The following is an 11,925-nucleotide window of genomic DNA, read 5'->3' as shown; positions in this document are numbered from 1 at the left end:
TTGGCATGTTGGGTCAGCGCCAAGATCTAACCATGCTTACAGCCGCATATCGTCCTGTGCGATCAGTGCAACAGGCGTATCAGGTGCGCGGTAAAAATCCAGTGGTGCCTGATCCGCCGCCAGCGTCGCACGCTTGAATTCATAGCGCATTTCACCCGCGTCTTCATCTGATGCCACGATCAGACATTGCGACAAATGACGGGTTCCATCGTAGAGGTCGACCAGCCCGCGCAGCTGCGGCGCATCTGCCGCCTCTACCGAAAATCCATCTTTCCACATGCGCAGCACGGGAAAGACATGATCATCCGTAGCCACGCGCAGGCGGCTCTTGTTTTTCATACCATCCAGCCGTGCAGCATCCAGCGCGTCCTGTACCGATTGGGGAACAAATGTCGTCATGGCAGTGACCTTTCGATCTGATACCACTCTGACATCAACCGCTGCGCGACTGGTTGCCAGAGCAGGCGGGCGTTTTGCCCTGTTCCTCACAAGTGTGAACGCGCAAAGGATAAAATCAAGTGAACTTTTTGAATCATTTCCACACCTTGCCCACAGCACCACTTTAGATGCGCCAGAGCAAAACCAATGGCACCCCGATACGTCGCGTACCAGCCACCTGTGCGTAGACGCAGGGAAGCTGCGCGCCGACGGCCATGGGCGTAGGCGTCTGCGCCGCCTAGGTTACACAGCAGACAGCATGTATTCACAGCGCATAGGAGTATTCGATGGGCCTCTTGATTGATGGCGTCTGGCACGACAAATGGTACGATACCGCATCATCCGGTGGCGCGTTCAAACGCTCGCAAGCCCAGTTTCGCAACTGGGTCACCAAAGATGGACAGGCAGGGGCGTCTGGCAACGGTGGCTTTCCCGCCGAAAGCGGACGCTACCATCTCTATGTCTCGCTGGCCTGCCCCTGGGCTCATCGCACACTCATCTTCCGCCAGCTAAAAGCGCTAACCGATCATATCACCGTATCCGTTGTGCACCCGGACATGCTGGACAAGGGCTGGAGCCTCGCCAAGGACGATCATGGCGCCACCGGGGACCACCTGTTCGGTTATGACCATGTGCATCAGATATACACCCGTGCCGACCCGCAATACTCTGGCCGGGTCACGGTTCCAATCCTTTGGGATAAAAAGGGAAATACCATCGTCTCAAACGAAAGTGCCGACATCATCCGTATGTTCAATAGCGCCTTTGACGAGATCACCGGCAACCTTGAGGACTATTGGCCGGAGGAGCTGCGGGAGCCGATTGAAGCCGTGAACAACCGGGTATATTCGACCTTGAACAACGGTGTTTACAAATGCGGGTTTGCCACCACACAGGAAGCGTATGATGCGGCGATCGACCCATTGTTCGACACATTGGACTGGCTGGAAGACATCCTGTCAGAGCACCGATTCCTGCTGGGTGACAAGCTGACTGAGGCAGACTGGCGGTTGTTCACCACATTGGTCCGCTTCGATTCTGTCTACTACCTGCATTTCAAGTGTAACCGCAGACGCTTGATCGATTATCCGCATCTTTGGGCCTATACGCGCGCGCTTTATCAATGGCCGGGTGTTTCGGACACCGTTGGGATGGACCATATCGTGCGCCACTATCACTACAGTCATGATACCATCAATCCTCATCGGATCATCCCAACCAACCCGCGCATCGACTGGATGGCACCGCACGGTCGCGGTTAGAAATTGGGCCGCTCATCAACTGGGAGCGGACAATCCGCCCTCGGTCGGGCATTCGTGGTACGCCATATGCACCGCAACAATTCGACCGGCCCGACGTGATTGTCCTCTAAAGCCCTACGAGAGCTGGTTTGACGGTGCTGGCTTGCCGTTCCCAGCGCGGGAATCGACAGGGCCGAAATATCAACCGGATCCAATACAATTTCGCCTTAGAAATACTGCGGACCTAGTAAGATACCCAAATCCTCCACTTCAAAATACACCCATAAGATGATTCAACAGCACGAGACTCCCCGATATTAGTGAGTTGTTGATCCCGAGACGCTATGGTTGCTTTCTCGCAATTGCTGTTCCATACGGCGGTATTGGGTCGGCATATTTTCTGGCCCTCGGTTCTGGTTCATTTGTTAAGGCCCAAAATGACAGGCATGCTGGATCTGACAGAGGTCCCCAAACGGGACCACGGCGGCAACCTCAGCGCCGCGATTTCTGAATATGGTGGTGTAGCCAGCGACTGGGTCGATATCTCGACCGGGATCAATCCTGTTCCCTATCCTATGCCTGATTTGACCGCAGCGGATTGGGGCGCCCTCCCCGATCAGGCGGCAATGACCGATTTGGTGACAGCCGCGCGTCACTTCTGGAACGTTCCGCAAGAGGCTGCGGTTTTGGCAGCCCCGGGTGCTTCAGCTCTGATTGCCGCCATTCCGGCCTTGGCCGATCCCCGGTGGGTTCAGATAACACCACCAACCTACAATGAGCACGCCGCAGCCTTCGCCGCGCGCGGGTGGCAGACTGTCACTGCGGGCCCGGCCGAAGCCTGCGTGCTGGTTCATCCGAACAATCCTGATGGCCGCCGCTGGAGTGCCGAAGATGTGCAGGCCCCGCTGGTCGTCATTGATGAGAGCTTCTGTGATGTCTGTCCCGCAGACAGCCTAATGCATTTGGCCGCTCGTCCCGGCGTCGTTATCCTCAAGAGTTTTGGCAAGTTCTGGGGCCTCGCTGGATTGCGGCTAGGGTTTGCTATTGGAGATCCCTGCTTGATCGGCAACCTCGCAGCCTGGCAAGGACCGTGGGCCGTCTCGGGGCCCGCCTTGCGCATCGGCGCCCAGGCCCTGCGAGATCCTGATTGGGCAGATACCACGCGGGCGCGCTTGCAGCAGGACGCAAAACGTCTGGACGAGATGGTGACCAGAAAGGGAGCGAAACTGGTCGGCGGCACCGATCTGTTCCGCCTTTATGAAGTTGACGACGCCGCTGCCTGGCAGGTCCGGCTCGCCCGTGCTCAAATCTGGACCCGTATTTTCCCATACTCCGAAACCTATCTGCGGCTTGGTCTGCCAACGGGTGAAGGCTGGGCACGACTTGAGGCCGCTCTGTGACCACTGCCGCCTTGTTGATACCGGCGCTGCTGCTCGATGCCATTTTCGGCGAACCGCGTTGGCTCTGGTCACGGCTGCCACATCCTGCGGTATTGATGGGCCGCGCCGTGTCTCTCGTCGATCAGACGCTGAATACCGGGAAACAGCGGAAGGCGCGTGGCGTGCTGGCCATTGCGCTTCTGGTTGTGTCAGCGGGCTGGCTTGGCTGGCTGCTGACACTGTTCGGCCCTTTGGTTCAAATCCTGGTCGCCGCCATCTTGCTGGCACAGCGGTCGCTTTGCGACCATGTCGAGGCCGTTGCCGATGGTCTGCGCCTTGATCTGACAGAAGGCCGTGAAGCAGTTTCAATGATTGTCAGCCGTGATACCACCGGCATGACCACGCCGCAGATTGCGCGTTCTGCTATCGAAAGCGGGGCAGAGAATTTTTCGGACGGCGTGGTCGCCCCTGCGTTCTGGTTTCTAATTGGCGGCTTACCGGGTTTGATGATCTACAAGATCACCAACACAGCGGACAGCATGATTGGCTATAAGACACCGCGCCACAAGAATTTCGGCTGGGCGTCGGCCCGGTTGGACGATGTGCTGAACCTGATCCCGGCACGCCTGTCCGCACTGATGATTGCCATCGTTGGCCTGGTATTGCGCAGCTGGTCTGACATTACACAGGATGCCCGCCGCCACCGCTCCCCGAACGCCGGCTGGCCCGAGGCCGCTATGGCGCGTGCGTTGCGGATCGCACTCGCCGGCCCGCGGTCTTATGATGGGAAACTGCAGGAGTTCGCTTGGGTCAACGCCAGCGGCTCCAAGAGCGCCAGCGCCCACAGCATCATGCGCAGCATACACCTTCTATGGGCCTCTTGGGCCTTCGGACTTGCGCTAACGGTTGCCATTGCCGTGCTGTTATAGCTAACAAGGGGCAACACCTCTCAAAAGGACACGCCACCTGTGTTGCGCCCCAGCATTCTCGCCCTTGTCTCATTTCTGCTCCCGCTTCAGGCCCATGCGCAATGTGGTGGCGGGTTTCGCAATTTCGTTCAGCTCATGAAGGAGGAGGCGCTGACGGGGGGCTATGACAGCGCCACGGTCAATCGTTTCTTTGAGAATGTGCGCCAAGATCCGGCAGTGTTAAAGGCTGACCGCGCGCAGGGCGTGTTCCAGAAACCCTTTATCGAGTTTTCGCGGCGGCTGATATCCAAGAGTCGGCTGGACCGTGGCCAGGCGATGTCGCGCAAGTACGACGCCACATTCCGCAGGATAGAGACGACCTATGGCATTGATCGCAGCGTTTTGCTGGCGTTCTGGGCCTTTGAAACCGATTACGGCGCCGTGCAGGGAAATTTCAACACGTTGAATGCACTGGTGACCCTGGCGCATGATTGTCGTCGACCCGAATTGTTCCGCCCCCAGGTCTTTGCCGCACTGGAACTGTTCCGTCAGGACAACTTCGATCCACGCCGCACCACCGGTGCCTGGGCCGGTGAAATCGGCATGGTTCAAATGCTACCGGGCGACATTCTCGAAAACGGTGTTGATGCCGACGGGGACGGCCATGTCAGCCTCAAGACATCCGCCCCCGATGCATTGATGTCCGGCGCCAAGATGCTCTCTCATTTGGGGTGGCGCCCAAATGAACCCTGGTTGCAGGAAGTGACAATCCCGGCCAATCTGGACCTGAGCCTCAGTGGTGTCCACCACAAGAAGACGGTCGCTGACTGGCAAGCACTGGGCATAAGCCCCCGCGATGGCCGACTGGCGGATCGCGGCACCAAGGCCGCGCTGATCCTGCCGCAGGGGCATAAGGGGCCTGCCTTCCTCGCCTACCCCAATTTCGATGTCTATTTCGAATGGAACCAGAGCTTCACCTATGTGCTGACTGCCGCTTATTTTGCGACCCGGCTGTCGGGCTCTGCGGCTTATAATGCAGGTACCCCCGACACCGGCCTTGCAGCGAAGCAAATGGAGCAATTGCAGCGCAAACTAAAGGCGCGCGGTCATGACGTGGGTGATGTCGATGGCATCCTGGGTGCCAAGACGCGCGTGGCGGTGCAAAAAGAACAAAAGCGCCTTGGCCTCCCCGCCGACGCTTGGCCAACACCGGCGCTGTTGTCCCGTCTCTGACCTGTTTTGGCAGATCGCCCCCGGGGCGCCGCGCCGCGTCTCAGGGGAGATGCGATAATCGTACCGGAAACCTTTGCCCGCCTGAGGTAATGACCACAGTACGATCCCGGTTGGTCACATATTGATCGCAACGGGACATGCCGTTGACGAAAGTCACACATACCCGACCATCTTGGGCAACACGGTAGTTTCCCCATGCAGTGCCACCGCCGTTTGCAGCTGAATAGGTGTAGGAATAGGCTCCGTCGTCCCCGAATAGTGCCTCACCATCATCATAAAAAACAAAGGACTGCCCCGGCAACGCCGCAAGCGCCTCTTCATCATAGGGCTGATCATCCACCCACATAGCGCCATCTTGCGCCAGTACGTCGCTTGGCACCGGAAACGATCCGATAAGCACAAAAAAAGCCAGCAGCATGAGATGTTTCATGCTGCCAGCTTAGCGGTATTTTCCCCGGCCCCGTCTCACATTTCAGTGACAGGGCAGATGTGATCACCAGTTGATGAATTCTTCGAATTCCTGAACGATCCGTGACCAGTAGCCGAGCAGCTCGGCAAAATCATCGGGGTTCATGCCGGTGTCCCCCAGATACACATCCAGTTCCACCCGAGCGGCCCCTTCGTCGGAAATATAGGCCCGACCAAACCGGTTTTCGGTGTTCCATTCATTGATCTTGACCACACGGACGCCACCATCTGTCTGGTAGCCGGAGAAGAACTGGATCGCATCACAGTTCTTATTGTTTTCGCAACCATAGAAGTAGATCGAAAAATCATTGCCGTAGTAGTCGACTTTCAGCTTCGGGTCTCCGACATCGTCGGTCGTGACCTCGAATTCAACACCTTCAGTTTCAAAGAAACGCGCAAGCGTGGTCGCATCCTTGGCCAGAATGTTTTCAGCATGCCCAAGGCCCGGCAGGACGAACAGGGCAGCGGCAGTCAGTAGAGAAAGAAATTTCATTGTAAATCCTGTCATTGGCCCGCCGAGGATAAAACCTGCACCGCGTTGGAACAAGGGGTCAGGCGACCAACGCCTCAGCTTTCTTGAGATCCACAGACACCAGTTGACTGACGCCTTTTTCCTGCATGGTAACCCCGAACAGCCGATCCATCCGCGCCATCGTCACCGCGTGGTGCGTGATAATCAGAAAGCGCGTGTCGGTCTGGCGGCACATCTCGTCCAGCAAATCGCAGAAACGGGTGACATTGGCATCATCCAGCGGCGCATCCACCTCATCCAGCACACAGATCGGGGCCGGGTTCGACAGAAACACCGCAAAGATCAGGGCCATTGCGGTCAATGTCTGTTCGCCCCCAGACAGCAGTGACAACGTCGAGAGTTTCTTGCCCGGCGGCTGACACATGATCTCAAGCCCGGCATCCAACGGATCATCACTTTCGACCATGACAAGATTGGCCTCCCCGCCGCCGAAGAGATGAGTGAACAGCATGGTAAAGCTCGCATTCACCTCCTCAAACGCGGTCAGCAACCGTTCGCGACCCTCGCGGTTGAGGCTGGCGATGCCCGACCGCAGCGTCTTGACGGCTTCTTCCAGATCAGCCTTCTCGCGCACCAATTGATCATGCTCATCCTGAACCGTGCGCGCGTCTTCTTCTGCGCGCAGGTTGACCGCTCCCAGCGCGTCGCGCTGGCGCTTGTGACGGTTGACCTCTGCTTCCAGTTCCTCCGCGTTCGGCATGTCTTCAGGCGTCGCATCAAGGCTGGCCAACAGAGCGTCAGGCACTGTCTGTTGTTCTTCGCGAATACGCGCTTCGGCATGACCTACGGCTTCGCGGGCTGCGTCGCAACGCGCCTCAGACCGGGCCCGTGCTTCACGCGCTTCAGAGGCCAGTCGCGCGCATTCACGTTCGTTTTGAACGGCGTCGCGCAGAACAGTTTCAGCACCAATCAGCGCATCGGAGGCAACTGCCTTACGCGCTTCAGCTTCTTCAATGGCAAGGTTTAGTTCCTCGTGGGTCTCCGCAATTTCGGCAGGGACCTGATGTGCCTCTTGCAGCTCTTCCTCGGTCGCGGCACGGCGCTCTGTCAGCTCAGCGATCCGCCTGTCCGCACTCTCCAGCCGGTGACGCCACCCCGAGAGATCCTTGGTGACCTGCTGCCCACGCGCAGTGCGGGCCTCTCCTTCACGCCGCAGCTCATCCTGGGTCGACCGATGGGTCAGCATCGTGATCCGTGCAGCTTCCACCGCCTGTTTTATATCCTCGACCTTGGCACGCGCCTCAGCGAGATCCTCCAATCCTTCGACAGCGGCTTCCGCTTCCGTCAGATGTGCCTGCGCAGCGGCAGCATCCTCATCGTGCCGGGCAACCGCGATGCTGAGGGTTTCCAGCTTGCCTTCGGACAGATTGCGATGACTTTCAGCCCGGCTCAGCGCGCGCGCCGCATCCGCAACGCGTTGATCAGCAACCCGGCGCGCCTGACGCGCGGTCTGATCTGCGGTGGTAACCTCTGCCAGCTTGCGCATAAGAACTTCATGCGCAGCCTTAGCTCCATCTGCACGCGCGCCCACGTGCTCCATGTCCTGTTTCAGCACTTCAAGGCGGTTCATTTGCTCCAGCCGCAACGCAGCCGCGCTTGGCGCATCCTCAGCCCAGGCCCGGAACCCATCCCAGCGCCACAAATCCCCTTCAAGGGTGACCAGACGCTGCCCAGGCATCAACCGCGAATGCAGGTCACGCGCGGCATCAGCATCGACGAGACCAACCTGAGAAATCCGACGATGCAGCGCATCGGGGCTACTGACATGCAGGGAGAGCGGTACCGCACCCGCTGGCAGCGGCGCATCGCCGTCATATGGCGGCAAGGTGACCCAACCGCTAGGGCCATCAACCTCCGCCAGAGGGGCGCGCAGGTCATCGGCAAGAGCAGCACCAAGCGCCTTCTCATATCCCGCTGCGACGCGCATCTCGTCCAGAACATGGCCACCCTCGGCGGTATCGCGTTCCACGAGCTTCGCAAGCGCTGTCACCTCCGCCCGCAGTGCACCCAATTCGCCCTCCGCTTCGGAGCGGCGCGCACGGGCCTCGGCCTCACGCGATTGGGTATCGTTGCGCGCTTCATCTGCCGCGGCGAGCGCCTCATCGGCGAGTTCAGCCGCGGCGCGCGCTTCCTCTTCAGCCTCAATCGCCGCCTCAAACGCTGCCTCTGCCTGGGCCAGCGTATCGCCAGCCTCAACCATCGCGTCGCGGGAAGCCCCCCCTTCCTCCTCGGCACGGAGCAAAGCACGGCGGCAATCTTCGACCTGACGCTGCGCTGATTGATGACGTGCCGCAAGCCGCGCGACATCTTCTGTCAGGCTCGTCAGATGTTCCTCGCGGGCCTGAAGCACCGATCCCGCTTCTCGCGAACGCTCTGCGGCCTCAGCCATGCGATCATCGTGACCGATAGCAGCCCGCGCCAACTCACGCTGTTCCCAGTCCAGCCGTTCAATCGTTTCGCCGGCATCTCGGTTCAGCCCGCTTTCGCGCTCAATGTCGCGGCCCAACTGTGCCACGCGGTTGGTCAGCGTTTCGATGGTCTGGCGCGCCTGCGCCTCCTGATCACTCAACGCGTCGCGCTGGACAAACAGTCGTTGCAGGACGGCGGCGGCAATTGCCTCTTCCTCGCGCAGGGGCGGCAGCGCACTCTCAGCCTCCAGCCGCTTGCCATCGGCAACACGGGCCAACGCCTCTGCTTTGGCCGCCTGTGTCTCGCGGGTCCGAAGGATATCTTCAGCTTCCAGCCGCGCGTCATCCGCCTCCCGCCATCGACGGTAGAGCAACATGCCCTCGGCCCGGCGCAGCTGTTCACCGATATCGCGATACCGCTGTGCATGGCGTGCCTGACGGGCCAGCTGCGAGAGTTGTGCCGCGAGCTGTTCAATCACATCATCGACGCGCAACAGGTTCTGTTCGGTGTTCTTCAGCTTCAGCTCGGCCTCGTGCCGCCGCTGGTACAGGCCAGAGATACCTGCCGCCTCTTCCAGAATACGCCGCCGTGCTTTCGGCTTGGCATTAATCAACTCGGCAATTTGCCCCTGCCGAACCAAAGCTGGAGAATGCGCACCAGTTGAGGCATCGGCAAACAGCATCTGTACATCGCGCGCGCGCACGTCCTTACCGTTGGTTTTGTAGGCGCTGCCGACATCGCGGGTGATACGGCGCAGGATTTCAAGATTGTCGCTCTCATTGAAACCAGATGGGGCCAGCCGCTCACTATTGTCGATCTGCAGGCTGACCTCGGCAAAATTACGGGCTGGCCTGGAGCTGGTGCCAGCGAAGATCACGTCCTCCATGCCGCCGCCACGCATCGCCTTTGGGCGATTTTCGCCCATCACCCAGCGCAGCGCCTCAAGAAGGTTGGACTTGCCACAGCCATTTGGGCCAACAACCCCTGTCAGGCCATCCGCGATCAGCAGATCCGTTGGGTCCACAAAGCTCTTGAAGCCGTTCAGTCTGAGTTTCGAGAAGCGCAAGCCGATATCCTGTGATTCATTGGGATGTAAGTGTCATGGGTTTGTTACACCACTGTCAATGTGGCTGCCCCCCCAAATCCGCCGAGTCAGCGTCATATCGCCACCATATATTGTGGATAACTCGTTATTTCGCGGCTTCGCCGCTCCCGCAGTTCAACCGCCCGACGAGGACAGCCTGATCGCCCAAGACATCGCGCACCGGACAACCGCTTGCCAATTCCATAGCGCGCTGCGCGCGTTTCCTGATTGGGCCAAGGCGCGGCGCATATTGCGAATTGACACGCACCGCCTCCGCGAGCGACCCGCGCAGGCGCACCTCAAATACGCTGCCCTCCACCGTGATCCGCTGCACCGCTTGACCACGGAAATGCGGGCTTGCCGTATCGCAGGCTGCAAGCGGAACAGCAAGAAGGAACATAAAAATAGAGCGGAATGGAACCGCTCGCCTGATAAAATCACGCATCTGTATCCCTGCGCCGAATGAGACTGGGTCTTCGCTCGTTCCTTCGACCTAGCATGGAATAGGCGCGCTGTCTGCTGATTGGGCGCACATCCTCTTGCGATGGCCTTGGCCCCGTGGTCATATGTTTTGACCAATCGCGCATCCAAAAGACTGACAGCATGCCCTTTCAAAAAGTACAGCCCGAAAAACTCTCTGCGTCTGTGGTGCGCCAGATCGAGCAGTTCATCCTGCGCGGAATCCTCACCCCCGGTGAACGGCTCCCTGCCGAGCGGGAGTTGGCGGAGCGTCTGGGCGTTTCACGACCCTCCTTGCGGGATGCGCTGGCCGAATTGCAGGACCGCGGCCTGCTGGTCTCGCGGGCTGGCGCAGGAGTGTTTGTCGCCGATGTGCTTGGCTCCGCGTTTTCACCGGCCTTGGTGCAGTTGTTTGCAAGCCATGATGAGGCGGTTTTCGACTACCTCAGCTTTCGCAGAGATATGGAAGGGCTAGCCGCCGAGCGCGCTGCCAAATACGGATCCGACTATGATCTCGAAGTGATTCAGACGATTTTCGAGAAGATGGAGCAGGCCGGTGATCCTGCCACGTCAGAAGAGGCCGCAGCGCTGGATGCCCAGTTCCATTCTGCAATCATGGATGCGAGCCACAATGTGGTCATGCTGCATATGATGCGCTCAATGTTTGAGCTGTTGCGCGAAGGTGTTTTTTATAATCGTCGCGTCATGTTTCAGCAGCACACCACACGCGACGCCCTGCTGGCTCAGCACAGCGCGATCAACGCCGCGCTGCAGGCCCGCGACCCTTCGGCAGCGCGTGCCGCTGTTGAAACCCATCTGGACTATGTGAAGCAGGCCCTCACCGACCATCAGCGCGCCCTGCGCAATGCTGAAGTGGCCAAGCAACGTCTGCAGCATGAAACCGGCAAGACCTGAGCACCCATCCGCTAGCTTAGATGGACTGTGATCTCATCACGATTTGGGCAATGACGCCATCCACTCGGCGACAACAGCCTCGGGATATCCTCGGTGAAAATGAGACTTCCAGGGGTAGGCCGCCCGGTCGGTGCCATCTTTCAGGCGGACTCGATTGGCATCTCCCCGGTCAATAGCCGGATTACCAACCGCAATTCGATGATCTGCGACGTCTTTGGTGACGGCGCTGCATGCCCCGACCAGTGCCCCTTCCCCGACAGTGACCCCCGGCAGAACGGTGGTCATTGTGGCAATCACAGCAAATGATTTGATCCGCGCGCCCAGCAATACCTCGCTTGGCGGATGCGGGTCATTGGTCAGCACCACATAGGGAAAAATCCAAACGTAGTCTTCCACGACACTCTTTTGCCCAATGTGTACATTGCTGTGCAACCGCACGAAGTCGCCAACAGTGCAATGACCCTGGATATCGCTCAATGTGCCGATCTGGAAACCGCGCCCAGCCTGCGTGAGTTCACGCACTGTGACCCGATGCCCGGTCACCAGACCATCGCCGAAGCTTGAGCTTTCGTAGAAAACGCTATGGGATCGGATTGTCGCCCTCTCCCCGATGCGCAGCGCAGAGCCATCCCCCAGACGGGTTGCGACGCCCAGCTCACAATTGCTGCCGACGCTTGTTCCCTCGCCAATCTCAACATTGCCATGAATGATCGAGAAAGGGCCGATTTCTACGCTCGGGTGGATCTTGGCCTTGGGGCTGACAATGGCCGTGGGATGGGCGCGCATCTGTGACTCCTCTGGTAACCGAAAGCCCACCAACAGGCCGGGACTTGCGCCCCTTCTATCGCTCTGCCCGCGC

At 59.1% G+C, this 11,925-nt stretch carries 11 protein-coding genes; 5 read left to right on the top strand and 6 right to left on the bottom strand.

Going from position 1 to position 11,925, the window contains the following annotated elements:
• Positions 1-36: 36 nt before the first annotated feature.
• A complete protein-coding gene (locus INHI_RS0118210) occupies positions 37-399 on the bottom strand; it encodes a hypothetical protein (RefSeq protein WP_014878873.1) in 363 nt (120 codons plus the stop codon).
• Positions 400-725: 326 nt separating this feature from the next.
• On the opposite strand from INHI_RS0118210, the gene INHI_RS0118205 reads away from it, so the two are divergent.
• The 4 genes from INHI_RS0118205 (at position 726) to INHI_RS0118190 (ending at position 5,199) form a co-directional block, all read left to right on the top strand.
• The gene (locus INHI_RS0118205; protein WP_027248524.1) at positions 726-1,700 is read left to right on the top strand and encodes a glutathione S-transferase family protein; all 975 of its coding nucleotides are present in this window, start codon (positions 726-728) and stop codon (positions 1,698-1,700) included.
• Between the two features lie 425 nt (positions 1,701-2,125).
• Positions 2,126-3,079, top strand: a complete 954-nt coding sequence (locus tag INHI_RS0118200) for a threonine-phosphate decarboxylase (RefSeq protein WP_027248523.1) — start codon at positions 2,126-2,128, stop codon at positions 3,077-3,079.
• Positions 3,076-3,987 carry an adenosylcobinamide-phosphate synthase CbiB gene (cbiB, locus tag INHI_RS0118195; RefSeq protein WP_027248522.1) on the top strand — a complete coding sequence of 304 codons (912 nt, stop codon included), beginning with the start codon at positions 3,076-3,078 and terminating at the stop codon, positions 3,985-3,987. Before INHI_RS0118200 ends, cbiB begins: the two co-directional genes overlap by 4 nt.
• Positions 3,988-4,026: 39 nt before the next feature.
• Entirely contained in the window at positions 4,027-5,199 is a 1,173-nt protein-coding gene (locus tag INHI_RS0118190) for a lytic murein transglycosylase (protein ID WP_027248521.1), read from the top strand.
• A gap of 40 nt (positions 5,200-5,239) precedes the next feature.
• Here the strand turns inward: INHI_RS0118190 and INHI_RS0118185 are convergent, their stop codons facing one another.
• From INHI_RS0118185 to INHI_RS0118170, 4 genes are all read right to left on the bottom strand, one after another.
• Positions 5,240-5,629: a hypothetical protein gene (locus tag INHI_RS0118185; protein WP_027248520.1), complete on the bottom strand. Its 390-nt coding sequence runs from the start codon at positions 5,627-5,629 to the stop codon at positions 5,240-5,242.
• A gap of 63 nt (positions 5,630-5,692) precedes the next feature.
• The gene (locus INHI_RS0118180; RefSeq protein ID WP_014876085.1) at positions 5,693-6,160 is read right to left on the bottom strand and encodes a YbjN domain-containing protein; all 468 of its coding nucleotides are present in this window, start codon (positions 6,158-6,160) and stop codon (positions 5,693-5,695) included.
• A gap of 58 nt (positions 6,161-6,218) precedes the next feature.
• Entirely contained in the window at positions 6,219-9,674 is a 3,456-nt protein-coding gene (locus INHI_RS0118175; RefSeq protein WP_027248519.1) for a chromosome segregation SMC family protein, read from the bottom strand.
• 124 nt (positions 9,675-9,798) lie between these two features.
• Positions 9,799-10,137, bottom strand: coding sequence for a hypothetical protein (locus INHI_RS0118170; RefSeq protein WP_027248518.1), 339 nt, complete (start codon positions 10,135-10,137; stop codon positions 9,799-9,801).
• Positions 10,138-10,295: 158 nt separating this feature from the next.
• On the opposite strand from INHI_RS0118170, the gene INHI_RS0118165 reads away from it, so the two are divergent.
• A complete protein-coding gene (locus INHI_RS0118165; RefSeq protein ID WP_014876087.1) occupies positions 10,296-11,066 on the top strand; it encodes a FadR/GntR family transcriptional regulator in 771 nt (256 codons plus the stop codon).
• 36 nt (positions 11,067-11,102) lie between these two features.
• On the opposite strand, the gene INHI_RS0118160 is transcribed toward INHI_RS0118165, so the two are convergent.
• A complete protein-coding gene (locus INHI_RS0118160) occupies positions 11,103-11,852 on the bottom strand; it encodes an acyltransferase (protein ID WP_014878865.1) in 750 nt (249 codons plus the stop codon).
• Positions 11,853-11,925 lie beyond the last annotated feature (73 nt).

The sequence above is a fragment of the Phaeobacter inhibens DSM 16374 genome (assembly GCF_000473105.1).
Lineage (GTDB): Bacteria > Pseudomonadota > Alphaproteobacteria > Rhodobacterales > Rhodobacteraceae > Phaeobacter > Phaeobacter inhibens.
The sequence above is the reverse complement of the archived record's forward strand: the minus strand, read 5'-3'. Positions and strand labels throughout refer to the sequence as shown.

Coding starts and splice junctions, on each gene's coding strand:
- INHI_RS0118210 (WP_014878873.1), bottom strand. CDS start 399: ATGACGACATTTGTTCCCCAATCGGTACAGGACGCGCTGGATGCTGCA.
- INHI_RS0118160 (WP_014878865.1), bottom strand. CDS start 11,852: ATGCGCGCCCATCCCACGGCCATTGTCAGCCCCAAGGCCAAGATCCAC.
- INHI_RS0118180 (WP_014876085.1), bottom strand. CDS start 6,160: ATGAAATTTCTTTCTCTACTGACTGCCGCTGCCCTGTTCGTCCTGCCG.
- INHI_RS0118185 (WP_027248520.1), bottom strand. CDS start 5,629: ATGAAACATCTCATGCTGCTGGCTTTTTTTGTGCTTATCGGATCGTTT.
- INHI_RS0118205 (WP_027248524.1), top strand. CDS start 726: ATGGGCCTCTTGATTGATGGCGTCTGGCACGACAAATGGTACGATACC.
- INHI_RS0118165 (WP_014876087.1), top strand. CDS start 10,296: ATGCCCTTTCAAAAAGTACAGCCCGAAAAACTCTCTGCGTCTGTGGTG.
- INHI_RS0118170 (WP_027248518.1), bottom strand. CDS start 10,137: ATGCGTGATTTTATCAGGCGAGCGGTTCCATTCCGCTCTATTTTTATG.
- INHI_RS0118200 (WP_027248523.1), top strand. CDS start 2,126: ATGCTGGATCTGACAGAGGTCCCCAAACGGGACCACGGCGGCAACCTC.